Origin of the sequence: Nonomuraea recticatena (assembly GCF_039533245.1) — a bacterium.
Taxonomy (GTDB): Bacteria; Actinomycetota; Actinomycetes; order Streptosporangiales; family Streptosporangiaceae; genus Nonomuraea; species Nonomuraea roseola.
The window spans coordinates 262418-280691 of the sequence record NZ_BAAATE010000002.1; the positions used below are offsets into that span (position 1 = coordinate 262418).

18 protein-coding genes are annotated in these 18274 nt (G+C 71.9%); 8 read left to right on the forward strand and 10 right to left on the reverse strand.

The annotated features are described in order from the left end of the window. Positions 1-318: 318 nt before the first annotated feature. Genes eda through zwf form a run of 4 tightly spaced genes read right to left on the reverse strand, consistent with a single transcriptional unit; the run spans position 319 to position 5264 of the window. A complete protein-coding gene (eda, locus tag ABFX50_RS04510; RefSeq protein WP_346143462.1) occupies positions 319-930 on the reverse strand; it encodes a bifunctional 4-hydroxy-2-oxoglutarate aldolase/2-dehydro-3-deoxy-phosphogluconate aldolase in 612 nt (203 codons plus the stop codon). After that, positions 927-1892, reverse strand: a complete 966-nt coding sequence (gene glk / locus ABFX50_RS04515; protein ID WP_346143464.1) for a glucokinase — start codon at positions 1890-1892, stop codon at positions 927-929. The genes eda and glk overlap by 4 nt, the downstream gene beginning before the upstream one ends. Next, on the reverse strand, positions 1889-3799 hold the full coding sequence (gene edd / locus ABFX50_RS04520) for a phosphogluconate dehydratase (RefSeq protein ID WP_346143466.1): 1911 nt from the start codon (positions 3797-3799) through the stop codon (positions 1889-1891). Before edd ends, glk begins: the two co-directional genes overlap by 4 nt. Before the next feature lie 4 nt (positions 3800-3803). Beyond that, entirely contained in the window at positions 3804-5264 is a 1461-nt protein-coding gene (zwf, locus tag ABFX50_RS04525; RefSeq protein ID WP_183645609.1) for a glucose-6-phosphate dehydrogenase, read from the reverse strand. Between the two features lie 140 nt (positions 5265-5404). Here zwf and ABFX50_RS04530 point away from each other — a divergent pair, with 140 nt between their 5' ends. Next, the gene (locus tag ABFX50_RS04530) at positions 5405-6595 is read left to right on the forward strand and encodes an ROK family transcriptional regulator (protein ID WP_346143468.1); all 1191 of its coding nucleotides are present in this window, start codon (positions 5405-5407) and stop codon (positions 6593-6595) included. Positions 6596-6738: 143 nt separating this feature from the next. Continuing rightward, the gene (locus ABFX50_RS04535) at positions 6739-8199 is read left to right on the forward strand and encodes an OmpA family protein (RefSeq protein WP_346143470.1); all 1461 of its coding nucleotides are present in this window, start codon (positions 6739-6741) and stop codon (positions 8197-8199) included. Here ABFX50_RS04535 and ABFX50_RS04540 read toward each other — a convergent pair. Together ABFX50_RS04540 and ABFX50_RS04545 are read right to left on the reverse strand one after the other, a co-directional pair. Then, complete coding sequence (locus ABFX50_RS04540; RefSeq protein ID WP_346143472.1) at positions 8134-8637, reverse strand: hypothetical protein; 504 nt, start codon at positions 8635-8637, stop codon at positions 8134-8136. The two genes, ABFX50_RS04535 and ABFX50_RS04540, sit on opposite strands and share 66 nt — an antisense overlap. 68 nt (positions 8638-8705) lie before the next feature. Next, positions 8706-9428 carry a DUF2470 domain-containing protein gene (locus ABFX50_RS04545; protein WP_346143474.1) on the reverse strand — a complete coding sequence of 241 codons (723 nt, stop codon included), beginning with the start codon at positions 9426-9428 and terminating at the stop codon, positions 8706-8708. A 77-nt stretch (positions 9429-9505) separates the two neighbouring features. Between ABFX50_RS04545 and rpsD the strand changes: the two genes are divergently transcribed. Beyond that, positions 9506-10120: a 30S ribosomal protein S4 gene (gene rpsD / locus ABFX50_RS04550; RefSeq protein ID WP_346144069.1), complete on the forward strand. Its 615-nt coding sequence runs from the start codon at positions 9506-9508 to the stop codon at positions 10118-10120. Here rpsD and ABFX50_RS04555 read toward each other — a convergent pair. Then, entirely contained in the window at positions 10117-10608 is a 492-nt protein-coding gene (locus tag ABFX50_RS04555; RefSeq protein WP_346143476.1) for a nitroreductase family deazaflavin-dependent oxidoreductase, read from the reverse strand. The genes rpsD and ABFX50_RS04555 overlap by 4 nt on opposite strands. Then, on the reverse strand, positions 10605-11240 hold the full coding sequence (locus tag ABFX50_RS04560) for a TetR/AcrR family transcriptional regulator (protein WP_346143478.1): 636 nt from the start codon (positions 11238-11240) through the stop codon (positions 10605-10607). Before ABFX50_RS04560 ends, ABFX50_RS04555 begins: the two co-directional genes overlap by 4 nt. Positions 11241-11294: 54 nt before the next feature. Here ABFX50_RS04560 and ABFX50_RS04565 point away from each other — a divergent pair, with 54 nt between their 5' ends. From ABFX50_RS04565 to ABFX50_RS04575, 3 genes are read left to right on the forward strand one after another with little or no spacing between them, the layout of a single operon-like run. Beyond that, positions 11295-12002: an ABC transporter ATP-binding protein gene (locus tag ABFX50_RS04565; RefSeq protein ID WP_346143480.1), complete on the forward strand. Its 708-nt coding sequence runs from the start codon at positions 11295-11297 to the stop codon at positions 12000-12002. Beyond that, positions 11999-12721 (forward strand): ABC transporter permease, encoded by a 723-nt coding sequence (locus tag ABFX50_RS04570; RefSeq protein WP_346143482.1) that lies wholly within the window; start codon positions 11999-12001, stop codon positions 12719-12721. The genes ABFX50_RS04565 and ABFX50_RS04570 overlap by 4 nt, the downstream gene beginning before the upstream one ends. A 55-nt stretch (positions 12722-12776) precedes the next feature. After that, positions 12777-13658, forward strand: coding sequence for an arginase family protein (locus ABFX50_RS04575; protein WP_346143484.1), 882 nt, complete (start codon positions 12777-12779; stop codon positions 13656-13658). Here ABFX50_RS04575 and ABFX50_RS04580 read toward each other — a convergent pair. Both ABFX50_RS04580 and ABFX50_RS04585 read right to left on the reverse strand, forming a co-directional pair. Continuing rightward, positions 13655-13876 (reverse strand): hypothetical protein, encoded by a 222-nt coding sequence (locus ABFX50_RS04580; protein ID WP_346143486.1) that lies wholly within the window; start codon positions 13874-13876, stop codon positions 13655-13657. The two genes, ABFX50_RS04575 and ABFX50_RS04580, sit on opposite strands and share 4 nt — an antisense overlap. A 4-nt stretch (positions 13877-13880) precedes the next feature. Beyond that, a complete protein-coding gene (locus tag ABFX50_RS04585) occupies positions 13881-15239 on the reverse strand; it encodes a S8 family peptidase (protein ID WP_346143488.1) in 1359 nt (452 codons plus the stop codon). A 175-nt stretch (positions 15240-15414) separates the two neighbouring features. Here ABFX50_RS04585 and ABFX50_RS04590 point away from each other — a divergent pair, with 175 nt between their 5' ends. Beyond that, positions 15415-17451, forward strand: coding sequence for a spermidine synthase (locus ABFX50_RS04590; protein WP_346143490.1), 2037 nt, complete (start codon positions 15415-15417; stop codon positions 17449-17451). Positions 17452-17508: 57 nt separating this feature from the next. Next, the gene (locus ABFX50_RS04595; RefSeq protein WP_346143492.1) at positions 17509-18267 is read left to right on the forward strand and encodes a maleylpyruvate isomerase family mycothiol-dependent enzyme; all 759 of its coding nucleotides are present in this window, start codon (positions 17509-17511) and stop codon (positions 18265-18267) included. Positions 18268-18274 lie beyond the last annotated feature (7 nt).

Consider the following 18274-nt stretch of genomic DNA (forward strand, 5'->3'; position numbering starts at 1 on the left):
ATACCGCCGCGAGCTGCGTCCCAGCGGTCCCAGCCGCTGCGCGAGGACAGCGGAAAGGCCCGGGGCGCGGGGTGCGCGCCACGGGCCTGCTCCACGAGCGCCGCGCCGGGTCACGGCGCGCTCATGGCCGGCGGCGGGCGAGGGAGGTCGTCCCGCCGACGAGTCTCATCCGGGTCGCTCTCGGTCCGGCGCCGTCCCAGGCCGGGCGTCGTTCTCTGCCTGGCGTCGTTCTCTGCCCGGCACTGTTCTCTGCCCGGCACTGTTCTCTGCCCGGCACCGTTCTCGGCTCGGGTGGTCGTTCTCGGCCTGGCGCCGTTCTCAGCGGAGCGCGGCCGCCTCCGCGGCGAGCTTTCTCACGCGCTCCCAGTCACCGGTCGCCAGCGCGTCGGCGGGGGTGAGCCAGGTGCCGCCCACGCAGCCGACGTTCGGCAGAGCGAGGTAGTCACGCGCGGTCTCGAGCCTGATGCCGCCCGTCGGGCAGAACCTGACGTCCGGCAGCGGCCCCGCCAGCGACTTGAGGTACGGCAGGCCGCCCGCGGCCTCGGCGGGGAAGAACTTCAGCTCGCCGATGCCCCGTTCGGCCAGGGCCATGACCTCCGACGCGGTCGCGGCGCCGGGCAGGAAGGGCACCCCGCTTGCCAGCAGGGCGTCCACCAGCGACGGCGTCGTCCCGGGGGAGACCAGGAACTTCGCCCCAGCCTCCACAGATGCCGAAATATCGGCGGAAGTCCGGATCGTGCCTGCACCGATCACCGCGTCGGGCACCTCGGCGGCGATGCGGGAGATCGCCTCCAGCGCGCCGGCCGTGCGCAACGTGACCTCGATGACCGGCAGGCCACCTTCCACCAGCGCGCGCGCCATCGGCACGGCGGTCTCCACGTCGTCGACGACGACGACGGGCACCACGGGGGCGAGGTCGAGCAGACTCATGGGACGAGCTCCTTCAACGATTGCTGCGCCAGCCACGCGGCCGCTCCGGTGAGCGCCGGCTGGGGCGCGACGATCAGGGTGGTCGCGATGGCCGACAGGTAGTCGACCAGGTGGGGCGTGGCCTCGAACCGGCGGCGGAAGTCGCTGGCGCGGACCCGGTCCACGATACGGGGCAGCACGCCGCCGCCGAGGTAGACCCCGCCTCTGGCGCCGAGGGTCAGCGCCACGTTGCCGGCGAAGCTGCCGAGCATCCCGCAGAACACCTCGACCGTCTGCGCGCACAGCGAGTCGTCGAGCCTGGCGACGATGTCGGAGGCCGTCAGCCTGGGCGCGGAGACGCCGTTCACCACCGCGAGGGCGCCGTGCAGGCGCGTCAGCCCTGGCCCGGAGAGCAGGTCCTCGGCCACCACGTGCGCCATGCCGCCCGCCCGCAGGACGCGGACCACCTCCAGCTCCCTGTCGTCGAGGACGGGCACGGTGACGTGGCCCCCCTCGCCGGGAACGGGGACCCAGCCGCGCTCGGAGGGCACCAGCGCCCCCACCCCGAGCCCCGTGCCGGGGCCGAGGACGGCCTTGACCCCCCGCGCGGGCGGTGGGCCGCCCAGCGCGATCAGGTCGTCGCCGTCCAGGTGGGGCAGCGACAGCGCCAGCGCCTCGAAGTCGTTCAGCAGCGTCGCGTAGGGGATGCCGAGGTCGCGCACCGACCCCGTCCACGGCAGGTTGGTCAGCCGGTAGACGTCGCCGTCGATCGGCCCTGCGACCGCCAGGCACGCCGCTCCCGGCCGCACTCCGCCCGCATGGTCTGCGAGATAGGCGGCTACGGCGTCGGGAAGCGTGGCATGGTCGGCTCCGGCAAGCACGGCCACCTCGGTGGGCGGCCCGCCCGGCTCGCGGACGAGCCCGAACCTGGCGTTGGTGCCCCCGATGTCGGCCACCAGCCAGGGCAGGTCGAACGCGCTCACCCGGCGACCTCGGAGTGCGCGAAGCCCGCGGGGGCGGCGAAGCCGAGGCCGGGGCCGTGGGTGGGCGACTCCGCGCCGTTGACGCCGAAGACGCTCGCCCCGTGCTCGGCGTGCCCCGCCATCCTGCGGAAGGCAGAGAACAGCTCGCGGCCCGTGCCGACCCACTCCGCGTCGCTCAGCGCGCGGCCCTCGGGGACCCGCTCCGACAGGTCGGCCAGCACGTCCAGCCTGCCCGCCGCCGAGTCGAGCCTGATGAGGTCGCCCTCGCGCACCAGCGCGATGGGGCCGCCGTCGGCCGCCTCGGGCGACAGGTGGATGGCCGCGGGCACCTTGCCGGACGCGCCCGACATCCTGCCGTCGGTCACGATCGCCACCCGCTGGCCGCGGTCGAGCAGCACCGCCAGCGGAGGGGTGAGCTTGTGCAGCTCGGGCATGCCGTTGGCGGAGGGGCCCTGGTAGCGGATGACCGCGACGAAGTCCTGGCCGTCCAGCTCTCCCGCCTCGAAGGCGCGAAGCAGCTGAAGCTGGTCGTCGAAGACCTTGGCGGGCGCCTCGATCACCAGGTGCTCGGGCTTGACGGCCGAGACCTTGCTGACCGCGCAGCCCAGGTTGCCCTCCAGCATGTGGATGCCGCCGTCGGCGGAGAACGGCTCGGCGACGGGACGCAGCACGTCGAGGTCGGAGCTGCCGGAGGTGACCTCCTCCCACACCAGCGACCCCTCCTTCAGCGAAGGGGCCGAGCGGTAGTGGTCGAGGCCGCGGCCCGCGATCGTCAGCACGTCGCCGTGCAGCAGGCCGTTGTCGAGCAGGTCGCCGATCAGCACCTGCATGCCGCCCGCGTCGCGGAAGTGGTTCACGTCCGCCTGGCCGTTGGGGTACATCTTCGTCAGCGACGGCACGACCTTCGACAGCTCGGCCAGGTCGTCCCACGTCAGCACGATGCCCGCGGCGGCCGCGATGGCGACCAGGTGCAGGGTGTGGTTGGTGGAGCCGCCGGTGGCCAGCAGCGCGACGCAGGCGTTGACGATCGACTTCTCGTCCACGACCTCGCCGACGGGAGCGTACTCCTCGCCGTGCGCGGTGATCTGCACCGCGCGGGCCCCGGCCGCCTCCGTCAGCGCGTGACGCAGCTCGGTGTGCGGGTTGACGAAGGTCGAGCCCGGCAGGTGCAGGCCCATGACCTCGATCATCACCTGGTTGGAGTTGGCGGTGCCGTAGAAGGTGCAGGTGCCGGGGGAGTGGTAGGACTGCGACTCGGCGTCGAGCAGCTCCTCCCTGCCGACCTTGCCCTCGGCGAACAGCTGCCTGGTGCGGGCCTTGACCTTGTTGGGCAGCCCCGAGGTCATCGGCCCCGCAGGGACGAAGACGGCGGGAAGGTGGCCGAAGTGCAGCGCGCCGACCAGCAGGCCGGGCACGATCTTGTCGCAGACGCCGAGCATCAGCGTGGCGTCGAACATGTCGTGCGACAGCGCGATCGCGGTCGACATGGCGATGACGTCACGGCTGTAGAGCGAGAGCTCCATGCCGGCGCGGCCCTGCGTGATGCCGTCGCACATGGCGGGCACGCCGCCGGCGACCTGCGCCACGCCGCCGGCCCTGCGCACGGCGGTCTTGAGCTCACCCGGGTAGGTCTCGTACGGCTGGTGCGCGCTCAGCATGTCGTTGTAGCTGGTCACGATGGCCACGCCGGGCTTGGCCGTCCCGCGCAGCAGGGGCTTGTCCTCGGCGGAGGCGGCGGCGAAGCCGTGCGCCAGGTTCGCGCACCCGAGGTGCGCGCGGGCGGGGCCGCGCTCGCGGGCGAGCGCGCCCTCGCGCCTGATCCGCTCCAGGTAAACGGTACGGCTGGCACGGGAGCGCTCGGCCACCCGCTCGGTCACCTGCTGGATGATCGGGTTCGTCGGGCTCACTGTCTTACGCCTCCTCTTCGTGCCAGGCCCGGCCGCTGCGGCCGAGCAGTTCGTGCGCGCCCGCGGGACCGGTCGTCCCTGCGGGGTAGGGCTCGGGAAGTTCGGCCGACGACTCCCACGCGGCCAGGATCGGGTCGATCCACCGCCACGCGGCCTCGACCTCGTCGCGCCGCATGAACAGGGTCGGGTTGCCCGCCAGCACGTCGGTCAGCAGGCGCTCGTAGGCCTCGGGGACGCGCGCGGTGAACGTCTTGCCGAACGACAGCGACAGGGGCACCGGCTTGAGCATGGTCTCGCCCGCTCCCGGCTCCTTGGCCATGATGTGCAGCTCGATGCCCTCCTCGGGCTGCAGCCGCAGCACCAGGCGGTTGGGGGTGCCGCCGGGGAAGATGGAGTGCGGGACGTCCTTGAACTGGATCACGATCTCCGAGCGCCGGTACGGCATGCGCTTGCCGGTGCGCAGGTAGAACGGCACGCCCGCCCAGCGCCAGTTCTTGACCTCGGCGCGGATCGCGGTGAACGTCTCGACCCTGCGCGAGGCCTCGGTGGTCGGCGTGGAGGCGGGCTCGTCCAGGTAGGAGGGCATGTCGCCCTGGCCGGTGTACTGCCCGCGCACGGTGAAGCGGTCCACCTCGCCGCCGACGATGGGCCGCAGCGACTGCAGCACCTTCACCTTCTCGTCGCGGATCGACTCGCGGTCGTTGCGCGCGGGCGGCTCCATCGCGACCAGGGTGAGCAGCTGCAGCAGGTGGTTCTGCACCATGTCGCGCAGCGCGCCCGCGTGGTCGTAGTAGCCGCGGCGGCCGGGGGTGCCGACGGTCTCGGCGGCGGTGATCTGCACGTGGTCGATCCAGAGGGAGTTCCAGATCGGCTCGAGGAAGGCGTTGGCGAAGCGCAGGACCAGCAGGTTCTGCACCGTCTCCTTGCCGAGGTAGTGGTCGATGCGGAAGATCTGCCGCTCGTCGAAGATCTCGCCGACCTCGTCGTTGATGCGCTGGGCGCTGACCAGGTCGCGGCCGAGCGGCTTCTCCAGCACCACCCGCGAGCGCGGGGTCACCAGACCGGCCTCCTGCAGCTCCCTGCAGAAGGGGCCGAACGTCATGGGCGGGCTGGCCAGGTAGAACACCCTGTCCCTGTCCTCGTGGCCCGCCAGCATCCGCACCACGGTGGACCAGCCGCTCTTGTCCTCGCCGCCCACGTCGACCGACACGTGGTGCAGGCGGCCGAGAAAGCGCTGCCAGGCCACCGCGTCGTCGGGTACGGCCGCACGCACCTCGGCGTCCACCTTGCCGCGGAAGTCGGCGTCGGTGAGGCCGCCGCGCGACATCGCGACGATCCGCGTCTCGGGGGCGAGGCGGCCCTCGAGGTCGGAGTGGAAGAGGGCGGGCAGCAGCTTGCGCATGGACAGGTCGCCGGTGCCGCCGAAAACGACCAGATCGGCGGTGTGAGAGGTGGGGGAGGACACGCCAAGGCTCCGATGGTCTACCAAGGAAGGACAGAACGGACACTAGCCAGAGTTTCGGCTCTACACAACCAGGCTTTTGCTATTTGAGATGAGAAAGTCGTGACTTTTCATTACCTAACCGTCTGTGATTCACTTGGCCGATGCCCAGACGTACCGCAGCCACGCTCGCCACCAGCGGGGAGGTTCTCGACCTCATCCGCACAGGTGAGGCAGTCACGCGCGCGGACCTCGGCAGGGTGACGGGCCTGTCCCGTCCCGCCGTCTCGCTGCGCGTCGGCGAGCTGCTCGAACGCGGTCTCGTCGTCGAGCGGACCGACGCTCCCTCCACCGGGGGGCGGCCTCCCGTGCGCCTGGAGTTCAACGCCGCGGGCGGGGTCGTGCTCGTCGCGGCGCTGGGCGCGAGCCGTACCAGGGTGGCGGTGTGCGACCTGGCGGGTGTGGAGCTCGAGGGGCGCGAGTTCGTGATCGACGTCGAGCAGGGCCCCGACGTGGTGCTGCCGTTGCTCATGGACACCTGGGACGAGCTGATGCAGGGCCGCCCCGGCGTGCCCGTCAAGGGCGTCGGCATGGGCGTGCCCGCGACCGTCGAGTTCGCCGCGGGCCGCACCGAGTCGGCCAGGGTGATGGCCAGCTGGACGGGTGTGGTGATCCCCCCGCTGATCCGCGAGCGCTTCCCCGTGCCGGTCTTCGTCGACAACGACGTGAACGTCCTGGCGATCGGCGAGCACCGCGGCGTCTACGCCGAGGAGACCGGCGACCTGATGTTCGTGAAAGTCTCCACCAGGATCGGCGCGGGCGTCATCGCGGGCGGCGAGATCCTGCGCGGCGCGCTCGGCGCGGCGGGCGAGATCGGGCACATCCCCGTCCGCGACGGCGGCGGCGTGCTGTGCAGGTGCGGCAACGTCGACTGCGTCGACTCGGTGGCGAGCGGCACCGCCCTGCTGCGCGATCTGCGGGCGGCCGGGCGCGACGTCAAGACAATCCCGGACGTCACCGCCCTGGTCCGCGCCGGCGACGCCGAGACGATGGCGATGGTGCGCGAGGCGGGCCGCAGGATCGGCGAGGTCCTCGCGGGAGCGGTCAACATCCTCAACCCCGCGGTGGTCGTGCTCGGCGGCGACGTGGCCGAGGCGTTCGGCCCGCTGGTGTCGAGCATCCGCGAGGTCGTCTACCGGCGCTCGACCGCGCTGGCCACGCGCAGGCTGCGGATCGAGACCAGCCGGCTGGGCGCGGCCGCGGGCATCAGCGGCTGCGCCGTCATGGTGCTGGACCACGTGCTGTCACCGGACGCCGTGGACGAGACCCTCACCAATCGGTCGACACGTCAGTAACCACCTGTGGCAGGATCTGGCGAATGTGGTCAAGATTCGTGACTTTCGCCGCCTTTGTGATCCTGGTGGCCGGATGTAGCCCCACGTCCTTCCTGCCTGTGGCGCAACAGTCCCAGGCGCCCCCTCCCTCCGCGCCTTCGTCCGTGACGCCCTCGTCCGCGGCCCCTTCCTCCTCGTCGCCCTCGCCCGGCTCCTCGGCGGGCGGCGACGACAGGCCCGCGCTGGCCGCCGCGGTCCACGGCGTGGACAAGACGCGGCTCAAGGTGGAGCCCGTCGCGGTCAACAGGGTCGCCGGCAAGCACCTGGTCGTGCAGCTGCGGCTGTCCAACGCCGGCACCGAGGAGGACATCTCCTGGACGGGCCCGATGGGCGACAGCACCAGGCCGCTCGGGCAGATCAGGTGGGCCTCGGGCATCGGCGTGCTCGACGGCGCCGCGCACCGGCTGCTGCTGCCGTACAAGCCGGCGGACGGGGTGTGCCTGTGCTCCGACCAGGACCGCGACGACCTGCCCTACTCCCTCGAGCCCGGGGAGTCGATCACCGTCTACGGCGTGCTGCCCGCTCCCTCGGGCGAGCCCGAGACGGTCACCATCGTCACCCCCGAGACCGCGCCCATGTTCGACGTGCCGGTCAGCGACGAGCCGCCGGTGCCGGCTCCCGGCATGGCGCTGCCCGACCCCGAGGCCCAGCAGGTGAGCACGCTCAGCCACCCCGTCCAGGTGCCCTCCGAATCGCTCGACAAGAGCGAGGAGACCGCCGACGACGGCAAGGACCTGCGCGTCAGCCTCTCCTCCGACGTGCTGTTCGCGGTGAACAAGGCGACGCTGACGCCGAAGGCCAGGAGCGTGCTGGCCCGTACGGCCAAGCTCGTCGACGCCTCGACAGGGCCCGCCGTCACGGTGGAGGGTCACGCCGACTCCTCCGGCACCGACGCGATCAACGACCCGCTGTCGCGGCGCCGCGCCCAGGCCGTCCAGCGGGCTCTGTCGTCACTGGTCACCCGTGACGGCATCGCCTTCGAGGCCAGGGGGTACGGCTCGCGCAGGCCGCTCTACGACAACGCGAGCGACGAGGGCCGCCGCCGCAACCGCAGGGTCACCGTGACCTTCCTCAAGCCCGAGCCCGCCGCCCCCTCGCCCACGACCACCTCCACCGCGGCTCCCGGCGCCGAGGGATCGAAGGCCACCTCGCGCGCCGAGGGCCAGCCGTTCGGGCTGGAGGTGACGGGGCTGCGCTCGCTGCCCGGCCAGCTGGCCGTGCTCACCTACCGCGTCACCAACAACGGTGACCAGGAGGCCCACTACAACGAGCTGAGCCGGTCCTCGGAGTGGATGTCGTACAAGTACCGCAGCGCCAGCAACGTCCGGCTGACCGACGTGGCCGCCCGCCGCGAGTACCTGCCCGGCCGGATCATGGTGACGACCGACGACGGTACCGACGCCTACTGCGCCTGCAGCGAGACCGCGGGCGTGCGGCTGAGCGCCGAGACTTTCGGCCCCGGCCAGACGAGGGAGTACTGGACGCTGTTCGCCCTGCCCTCAGGGGCCGCCTCGCTCAAGCTGAGGGTCGGTGACTTCCCTGAGCTTCGAGTCGCGGTGGACTAGCCTCTTCGGCCGCTTGGGCTTCTTGGTCCGCGTGGGCCTGGGAGCCTGCGGCGTGGCCTCCACCAGGCTCGGAAGGGGCGAGGGGGCGGCGGCGGAGACTTCGGGCGTCGCCGTGCCCGGCTCCGCCGCGGAAGGGGTGGGCCGCGGGCTGCGCTCGGCCCTGAGCTTGGTCGGCCGCGAAGGCCTGCTCCTGTCGGGTTCGGGCGTCACCGGCTGGGCGACAGGCCGCTCGGGCGCCCGCGGGGTGCGCGTCGCAGCCCCGACGCCCTGGACGGACTGGTGGGCGGGTGAGGGCGGCTCCGCCTCGTCCTGAGCGCCCCACGGCCCCGACGACGGCAGCGAGCCGCCGATGAGGATCGCCGAGAAGGCCAGCATCAACGTGCCGGCGAGGGCCGCGACGGTCATCAGGGCGCGTTCGCGCCGGCCGGGTCTGCTCACGACATGCATGGTAGGCGAGCCGGGCCGCGAATGGATCAAGGCTTGCCTTTTCGGACGCCCTCAGGGCCTCAGCAGGTGCACAGGATCGCGCGCAGCGACTCCTCCAGGCCCACGACGGTGCCGGCGGGCTCGGGCCAGGGGAAGCGCACCAGGGCGGGGTCGTCCTCGCCGATCCTGACGGTCGCGCCGTAGCGGTCGAGCTCCCACAGCCACACGGGTTCGGCGGGCAGGCCGAGCAGCCGTCCCACCCCCGAGGCGAGCTGAGCCCTGTGGGCGCCGTTGACGTGGGCGAGCACCCGCTCGGCCACCTCGGCGAGCGGGTCGGGCGAGGCGTCCATGTACTCGTCGGCGTCCAGGACGCCGGAGTCCTCACCCGTCAGGTAGACCACCTGCCCGACGTCGAGGTGCAGCAGCCTCGGGGCGTCCGGCGAGCCGTATCCCTCGATGGCCTCGAAGAGCGCCTCGTCCGCGACGTGCTCGGCGATGGCGACCGCGGCGGCCCTCACCTCGTCCTCGGGGACGGCCTCGGCCCAGCCCTGCACCTCGACGATGCCCCTCGGGTGCTCGACCCCGCCGAGCACCCGCATGGAGGTCAGGCTCACCGACACCACCGCGTCGCCGCGCAGCGGGTGCAGCGGCTCGCCGGGCCTGACGAGGAGGACGGGTCGGCCCGCGCCGTCGACGGCGCCGGTCACGGGGCAGCGGACGCCGTCGACGACCAGCTGGCCGGCGCGGGAGGTCGCGGCGAGGGTGCGGATCCGCTCCGGGAGCGGCGGGGCGGCCAGCGGCATGGCGTCTCCTTGAGATCGGCGTCAAATGTAGGTTAGGCTTTCCTTAGTAAGGATTACCTAACCACATTGAGGTGAACGTGCGCTACACCGGCCCGAAGGTGCGACTGTCCCGACGCGCGGGCGTCCCGCTGACCAGGAAAGCCGTCCGCTACTTCGAGCAGCGCCCCTATCCGCCGGGCGAGCACGGCCGCAAGACCAACCGCCGCACCACCGGCGACTACGGGCTGCGGCTGATGGAGAAGCAGAAGCTGCGCTGGTTCTACGACGTGTCCGAACGGCAGCTGCGCCGCTACTGGGACCTCGCCGTCCGCAAGTCGGGCGCCTCGGGCGCCGAGCTGGTCGTGCTGCTGGAGAGCCGCCTGGCCTCCCTCGTGCTGCGCTCGGGCCTGGCCCCTTCGATCTACGCGGCCAGGCAGTACGTCACGCACGGCCACATCAGCGTCGACGGTCGCAAGGTCGACATCCCCAGCTATCTCGTCAAGCCGGGCCAGGTCGTCACGGTCCGCGAGCGCTCGCGGACGATGCAGCCCTTCGTCGCGGCGGCCGAGGGGATCTACGCCGACGAGCGGATCGCTCCCTACCTGAGCGTGGACCACGCCAACCTGACCTTCACGCTGGCCGCCAGGCCCGAGCGCGAGCAGATCGCCGTACCGGTCGACGAGCAGCTCGTGGTGGAGTTCTACTCCCGCTAGGCCTCCTCGGCCGTGGCGCGGGTGAGCCTGAAGACGCGCAGCTCGCGGCCCGACTTCGCCGTGTAACGGTCGTAGACGGGCCACTGCGCGATGAGCCCGGGCCAGGCCCGCTCGCGCTCCTCGCCCTCCAGGAGCCTGGCGAGCACGGGGAAGCGCTCGCCCCTGAAGCTCACGGCCGCGCGCGGCGTCTTCAGCAGATTGCCGCTCCACGCCGGGTGCCTGTCCCTGCCGAAGTTGCTGCCCACGACCAGCAGCGTGCCCTCCGGCTCGGGCAGGCAGGCCAGCGGGGTCTCGCGCGGCTGCCCGCTCCTGGACCCCGTCGTGAACAGCACCAGCGTGGGGATCATCCGGTCACTGATGGGACGGCCTCGGGTGAGCCTGTGCGCGAGACGGTCCATCGCGGGAACGATCTTCGGGCCCGCCTTCATGAACGCGTCGGTGCCCGCGAGCCACTGGAAGAACGGCCGCAGCCGTTCGATGAGCGTCACACTCGCACACAGTAGCCCGAGATGCCCTTCTCCAGAAGGTCGAAGGCCTGCTCCGCCTGGCTTCTGAGGAGCGGGACGATCTCGGCCCAGCTCTCGCCCGCCAACGTGCGCGCCGTGGCGTGCCGTGAGAGCAGCCTGGTGGTCTCCAGGATCTGCGCGGCCACCAGGGACGGGGTCAGGTCGTCGGGGTCCGCGCCCGACTCCTCGGCCAGTGTCCTGGCCAGCCGCTGCGTCTGGGCGTGCTCCAGCTCCCTGAAGCGCGCCAGCAGCGAGGGGCTGTCGCCCACCAGGCGCCCGAACACGTCGGCGCCCTCGTTGAGGCCGTAGCGCCAGTCGCGCTCCTCGATCGCCTCCATGAAGTCGCGGCGGAAGGCCGCCACGACGCTCTCGCCCTTGCCGCGCTCACGCACCACCCTGCTCTGCAGGTCCTCGACCTCCTCCTGCTGGTCGAGGAAGAGGTCCTCCTTGGTGCCGAAGTAGTTGAAGACGGTGTTGACCGACACGTCGGCGGCCCGTGCCACCTCGGCCACCGTGACCTGGTCGAACCCGCGCGCCATGAACAGCCCCATCGCCATGTCGGCGATGCGCCGCCTGGTCTGCCGCTTCTTGCGCTCGCGCAGCCCCTCGTCCATGGGGCACATGCTACAAGCTTGCAGTCACACCAAAATTGGAGCTACTCTAAAAATGTGATCGATGTATCCGGTCTGACCAAGACCTTCAGAAACGGCGTCGAGGCCGTTCGCGGCGTGGACCTCACCGTCGCCCCCGGCGAGATCGTCGGCTTCCTCGGCCCCAACGGCGCGGGCAAGACCACGACCATGCGCATGCTGACCACCCTGCTGCGGCCCAGCTCGGGCTCGGCCACCATCGCGGGTCACGACCTGCGCTCCGACCCCCGAGGCGTACGGCGCAGCATCGGCTACGTCTCCCAGAGCGGAGGTGTGAACCCGGTCAACCCCCTCGGCGACGAACTCGAACTCCAGGCCATGCTGTACGGCATGAGCCGCGCCGAGGCCCGCTCCCGCATCGCCGACGTCCTGGCCACGCTGGAGCTCACCGGACTGGAGGGCATGCCGGGCGGCGCCCTGTCCGGCGGCCAGCGACGCCGCTTCGACATCGCCTTCGGCCTCCTGCACCGCCCCTCGGTGCTCTTCCTCGACGAGCCGACCACCGGCCTCGACCCGCAGAGCAGGGCCGCGCTCTGGGAGCACATCCGCTCCCTCGGCCTGACGGTCCTGCTGTCGACGCACTACCTGGAGGAGGCCGAGGCGCTCTGCGACCGGCTTCTCGTCATCGACGGCGGCAGGATCGCCGCCGAGGGCACCCCCGACCAGCTCAAGGGCGAGCGCACGCTGAACGAGGCGTTCCTGGAGATCGCGGGGGGGCCGGCATGAGGGACACCTGGCTGATCTTCCGCCACAACACGCGCATCACGCTGCGCAACAAGTTCGCCATCCTGATCACCGCCGCGCAGCCATTGTTCTTCCTGGTGCTGTTCGGCCCGATCTTCGCCACCTTCGGCACCTGGGAGACGCTGGTCCCCGGACTGATCATCCAGCTCGGCCTGCTGAGTGCGGGCATGGCCGGGTTCGGCGTGGTCTTCGACTGGCGCTCCGGCGTGCTGGAGCGGCTGCGCGTCACCCCTGCGGGCCGGCTGCCGCTGCTGCTCGGCAGGGTGCTCAACAACACCTTCACGCTGGTGGTGCAGACCGTCCTGCTGGTGGCCGTCGCCTACCTCATCGGCCTGCGCGCCCCGCTGCTCGGCGTGCTGGGCGCCATGGCGCTGGTGGTGGTGCTCGGCGTCAGCCTGGCGGCGCTGTCGCATGCGGCGGCGATGCGGCTGAACGAGCACCTGTTCGCGCCCGTCATGATGACGGCGGTCTGGCCGCTGATGCTGCTGTCGGGCACGTTCCTGCCGATGTCGATGGCGCCGCAGTGGCTGGGCACGCTGTCGTACGTCAGCCCGTTCCGGTACGTGCTCGAGGCCATGCGCGAGCTGTTCGCGGGGACCTACGCCAGCGGGGTGGTCGCGGTGGGCGTCCTGGTGGTGGCGCTCTTCGCGGCGATCAGCCTGACGGTGGGAACGAGAGTCTTCAGCAGGGACAACGCCTGACCACAGCCGGGGCGTCGGAGTGGTGCGATCCGGGGCCGGGCGGTTGACTGGAGGGGTGAGGATCGACGTTCTGGGAGCGGGGTTCAACTCCGCGGGGGTGCGGACCGGGGTGGCCCGCGGGCCGCACGCGTTGCGCCGAGCGGGTCTGGTCGCGCGGGCGGGGCGCTCTCACGAGGTGAGGGACGTCGGCGACGTCGCGTTCAGCGAGCCGGTGCCACGGCGCGGCGAGGCGTCGCGGCTCCTGGCGGAGCAGGCGCTGACGTCCATGCTCGCCGAGGTCAGGCGGAAGGTTGAGGCGATCATGGCGGGAGGCGCCTTCCCGCTGCTGGTCGGCGGGGACTGCGCGGTGCTGCCGGGGGCGCTGGCCGCCTGCCGCTCGGTCCACGGCTCGGTCGGCCTGCTGTTCGTGGACGGTCACGAGGACGCATGGCCGCCCGCCGACTCCACCACGGGAGAGGCCGCGGACTGCGAACTCGGCCTCGCTCTCGGCGTCACCTCCGCCGACGTCGGGCCGGAGCCGGCGCCCGTGCTGCGCCCCGAGGCCACCGCGCTGCTGGGCCCGCGCGACAGCGAGGAACTGCGGGAGCACGGAGTCGCCTCGTTGCGCGGCTCGCTGTGGTTCGCCAACGACAGGGAGCTCAGCGGACGCGTCGCGGCCGCGGCGGACGACGCCATCGCCACCATCGAGAGGTCGGCGTCGCGGTGGTGGCTGCACGTCGACCTCGACGTCCTGGCCACCGACCAGCTGGCCGCCGTCGACTACCCCCAGCCGGGGGGACTGCGCTGGGAGGAGCTGACCGAGCTCACCGCCGTCGCGCTGCGGCGGCCGGGCTGTGCGGGATGGTCGCTCACCATCTACAACCCGGATCTCGACGCGGACGGACACGAGGCCGAGCGCATCGTCGGCTACGTCGAGCAGGCGCTGGCGCTCGTCTAGCGCGGTTCGGGGCCGAAGGGCTCGATCCTCGGGTCGGAGAAGGGCGGGCCGGTGCGGTGGCCCGCCTCCTCTGTCACGCGCAAGCCGTACAGCCGCTGGTCAGGGTCGATGAGCACCAGGCCGTAGCCGGTGTCCACCTCCTCCTCCGCCAGCCCGAGCCGCTCCATCGCGTCGGCGAGCGTCGCGCCGGGCGGCAGCCGTACGGTGACCAGGACCATACGGTCAGGCTACGCGCTTGGCCCTTCGGCGCAGGGCGGCGAGCACCCCCGCGGGGTCCACGACCCCGTAGCCGTAGTCGAAGTCGTAGCCGACGTCGCTGCGGTCGTCGGCGGTGCGCCGCAGCAGCGAGCGCAGCTGGCCGGGCGACAGGCGCGCGGCGGGCCACTGGGTGCGGATCGCCGCGACCAGGCCCGCGGCCACCGGGCAGGCGGCGGAGGTGCCGGAGTCCGGCTCGCCGTCGCCGAACGCCTTCGAGCCGGAGAAGTGCGTGTAGGCGCACAGGTCGGGCTTGCGCGCGGCCAGTCTGCCAGGCCCCTGCGAGGAGTACCCGACGCGCTCGCCCTCGGTGTCGACGCCGCCGATCGACAGCACCCTGGGGTGGGAGTTGGCGCCTCCGATCGGCCGGTCGGGATAGGCGCACCTGCCGTCCTTGCACTCGCGCCCGCAGTTCCCCGCCGCGAACAGCACGTCGGCGCCCGCGCTGTCGAGGGAGGCCACGACGAGGTTGAAGGGGTGGGCGGCGTTGTCGGAGTAGTTGCCCGGGTGGCCGGGAGGGAAGTCCCATCGGGGGGAGAAGGAGCCCCACGAGTTGCTGATGACCAGCGACCTCGACTCGGCGGGCTGGGCCTCGAGCAGGGTCCGCAGGTGCGCGAAGGCGGCCACCGCGTCCGAGAGCAGGCCGTCGAGGGCCGAGCCGCCCATCCGGCTCGACAGCAGCACCGGGATGTCGATCAGCGACGCCTGCGGCGCGGCGATCAGGGTGTCGAAGGCGCACATCGTGCCGTGGTCGACCTCGAACTCGCCTGGACGGCCCTGCACACCCGAGGGGTTCCAGCTGCGCTCGGCGTCGAGGTTGACGCCCCTGCCCAGGTGCCTGGCCACGTGGGCGGCGTTGATGCCGGTGTCGAGCACGGCCAGCGCCACCCCCGAGCCGTCGAGGCCCTCGGCGTGCAGGGCCGAGGTGCCCAGCAGCCGCTCGACGTCGCGCCAGTCGCCGACGGGCGCGTCGCCGCCGCAGGTGAGGTTCGGCTCGATGACGGGGTCGGCGAAGACCCCGACGACGTCGGGGCGCAGCGTGGGCAGCAGCGCCAGCCTCGTGGTCAGCTCGTCGTCGGAGATCTCGCCCCGCACCAGCACCGAGGCCTCCTCGGCGGCCATGGAGAAGTCGAGCGGCTGGTTGAGCGAGAGCGGGTCGCCGCCCGCGGGGGGAACGGGCCTGGGGACGGCCACGGGGGTGAAGGACGGGTCGAGCATCACCCCTGGCAGACCATCGGCCACGTCGGCGGTCGTGGCGCTCCTGCCGGGGTCGGTGACCGCCGCGACCAGGTCTGGGGACGGGCGTAGCTGGATGAGCACTCGCATGGGGGATCACCGAATTCTGATGGAGGGATCGAACCTCCCCACATTCCTTCAACATCACCTCCCGCGTCCAGCGACTCTCGAGGGTTGTGACCTGGGAAAACACGGCATTTCACGCTTATCGGGGCGCCGCGTGGCGGCTTCCCTGACGACGGCCGATTGACTAGCGTGTGGCGGCATGACCACACAGGTGCAGGCTGCCGCCTCCTCCGACTCCACTCGTGATCACTGGATGGCCGTGAGGCCGCGGTTGATCCTGGCCAGCGCTTTCATGCTCTTCCTCGAGCTGGCGCTGATCCGGTGGACGGGCTCCAACATCGTGCACCTGAGCTACTTCACCAACTTCGTGCTGCTCGGCTCCTTCCTCGGCATCGGCCTCGGCTTCCTGCGCGTCGGGCGGTCCAGGCGGCAGCCGTACTACTCGCCGGTCGTGCTGGCGGTGCTGGTGCTGGTCGTGCTGATGTTCCCCGTGACGGTGAACAGGGAGACCGAGGGCGTCCTGTACTGGACCAGCCTGGCCACCACGGGACCGCCCGCGTGGGTGATCCTGCCGGTGATCTTCGCCGCCGCCGCGCTGGTGCTCATGGGCCCCGCCGAGCTGGTCGGGCGGTGCTTTCCCGAGCTGCCTCGCCTGGAGGCCTACCGCTACGACCTCATCGGCTCGCTCAGCGGCATCGCGCTGTTCACCGCGCTGTCGTTCCTGAGCGCGCCGCCCGTGGTGTGGGGCGTCCTGGCGGCCGTCGCCTACGGCCTGCTGCTCGTGCCCAGGCCGCGCGTGCCGTATGTGCTGCTGGTGGTGGTGCCCTCGCTGCTGGTCGTCGGGCTGCTGCTGGTCGAGACGCTCACCGCGGGCGCGCTGTGGTCGCCCTACTACAAGGTGACCTACAACGAGCTCGACCGGGTCGGCGTGAAGGTCATGAACATCCAGGTGAACGGCATCCCGCACCAGGAGGCCGTGCCCGCGGCGGCCAGGCTGCAGTGGGAGGCGCAGTACGGCCTGCCGTACGAGAGGGCCGCCGCGCCGCCCAAGGACGTGCTGATCGTCGGCGCGGGCAGCGGCACCGACGTGGCGATCGCGCTGTCCAAGGGCGCGCAGCGGGTGGACGCCGTCGAGATCGACCCCAAGCTGCGCGAGCTGGGCGGCACCTACCACCCCGACCACCCCTACAGCGACCCGCGCGTGACCACCTCCATCACCGACGGCCGCGCCTACCTGGAGCAGACCGACAGGAAGTACGACCTCATCCTCTTCGCCCTTCCCGACTCGCTCACACTGGTGTCGGGGGCCAGCTCGCTGCGGCTGGAGAGCTACCTGTTCACCGAGGAGGCGATGCGGGCCGCCCGCGAGCACCTCAAGCCCGGCGGGGCGTTCTCGATGTACAACTACTACCGCGAGAGCTGGCTGGTCGACAGGCTCGCCTCCACCATGCAGAACGCCTTCGGGCACAAGCCGTGCGTCGACGTCGTCAGCCAGGCGGGGCAGCAGGCCGTCATCACCGCGGGCCTCACCCCCGACGCCCAGCGCTGCGGCCCAGAGTGGGCGGGCGCGGCGGCGGGCACACCCGCCGCGACCGGCGACGACAGGCCGTTCCTGTACCTGAAGGACTCGACGATCCCCTCGCTGTACATCATCACGCTCGGCCTCATCCTGATCGTCTCGCTCCTCGCGGTGCGCGTGGTCGCGGGGCCGTTCGCCAGGATGCGGCCCTACGCCGACCTCTTCCTGCTCGGCGTGGGCTTCCTGCTGCTGGAGACCAAGAGCGTCACCGGGTTCGCGCTGCTGTTCGGCACCACGTGGGTGGTCAACGCCATCGTCTTCGCCGGGGTGCTGGTGGCCGTGCTCGCGGCCGTCGAGGTGACCCGCCGCTTCCGCACGCCACCCCTGCCGGTGATGTACGGCGTGCTGTTCGCGGGACTGGTGCTGGCGTGGCTGGTGCCCAACACGTGGCTGCTCGGGCTCCCCGTGCCGGTGCGCGTCGTGGCGGCCGTGACAGTGGCCTTCCTGCCGATCTTCGCGGCCAACGTGGTCTTCGCCAAGCGCTTCTCCGAGTCCGCCGACGCGACGACCTCCTTCGGCGCCAACCTGCTCGGCGCGATGGTGGGCGGCTGCCTCGAATACCTCGCCCTGGTGGTCGGCTACAAGGGCCTGCTGATCGTGGCGGCGGTGCTCTACCTGGGCGCCTTCGCGCTGCTCCCGCGCAGGGCGGTGGCCTGACCGGCGGTGGAACCCCGGCGGTGAGTCGCGGGGGCCGATGTGGTTGGCTGCCTTCCCGTGAACGACAACCGCCTGCTCGAGTGCCTGGCCGCCGACTACTCCCTGCTGAGGAAGGCGGCGGCCGCCGGTGACCCCGCCGCCCCCGTGCCGTCCTGCCCCGGATGGAGCGCCGCCGACCTGCTCACCCACATCACCGCCGTCTACATGCACAAGACGGTCACCATGCGCACGGGCTCCTACCCCGACCCGTGGGATCCGGACCTGTCGGGCGAGCCCCTGGCCGTCCTCGACGCGGCGTACGGCGCGCTGACCGCCGAGTTCGCCACCAGACCGGCCGACTCGCCCGCGCTGACCTGGTTCGAACCCGACCAGAGCGTCGGCTTCTGGATCAGGAGAATGGCCCACGAGAGCGTCATCCACCGCGTCGACGCCGAGCTGGCGGCGGGCCTGCCGGTGACGCCGATCCCCGCCGACCTGGCCGCCGACGGCGTGGACGAGGTGCTGACCGCCTTCCTGGCCTACGAGGCGGCGCAGTCGCCCGAGGAGTTCGCGGCGATGGAGGGCGGCCACCTGGCAGGGCCCGAAGGCCAGGAGGCGATCGTCGTGCGGGCGGGGGAGCGCGAGTGGACGGTCCGTCCCGCGCCCACGTCGGTGCGGATCTCCGAAGGCGGCGTCGAGGCCCCCCGCGCGCTCGTCGCGGGTGAGGCCGCCGAGGTGCTGCTGTGGATGTGGGGCAGGGGCGGCGGCGTCGAGGCCGCAGGCGACCCCGCCTGGGCCGCCTACCTGCGCCGCATGCTCGTGCTCGTCACCCAGTAGCCGACCG

Excerpts from the sequence above, each read along its gene's own strand:
- eda (WP_346143462.1), bottom strand. The coding sequence starts at position 930 with ATGAGTCTGCTCGACCTCGCCCCCGTGGTGCCCGTCGTCGTCGTCGAC.
- ABFX50_RS04530 (WP_346143468.1), top strand. The coding sequence starts at position 5,405 with ATGCCCAGACGTACCGCAGCCACGCTCGCCACCAGCGGGGAGGTTCTC.
- ABFX50_RS04545 (WP_346143474.1), bottom strand. The coding sequence starts at position 9,428 with ATGCCGCTGGCCGCCCCGCCGCTCCCGGAGCGGATCCGCACCCTCGCC.
- ABFX50_RS04560 (WP_346143478.1), bottom strand. The coding sequence starts at position 11,240 with ATGGACGAGGGGCTGCGCGAGCGCAAGAAGCGGCAGACCAGGCGGCGC.
- ABFX50_RS04570 (WP_346143482.1), top strand. The coding sequence starts at position 11,999 with ATGAGGGACACCTGGCTGATCTTCCGCCACAACACGCGCATCACGCTG.
- ABFX50_RS04580 (WP_346143486.1), bottom strand. The coding sequence starts at position 13,876 with ATGGTCCTGGTCACCGTACGGCTGCCGCCCGGCGCGACGCTCGCCGAC.
- ABFX50_RS04585 (WP_346143488.1), bottom strand. The coding sequence starts at position 15,239 with ATGCGAGTGCTCATCCAGCTACGCCCGTCCCCAGACCTGGTCGCGGCG.
- ABFX50_RS04590 (WP_346143490.1), top strand. The coding sequence starts at position 15,415 with ATGACCACACAGGTGCAGGCTGCCGCCTCCTCCGACTCCACTCGTGAT.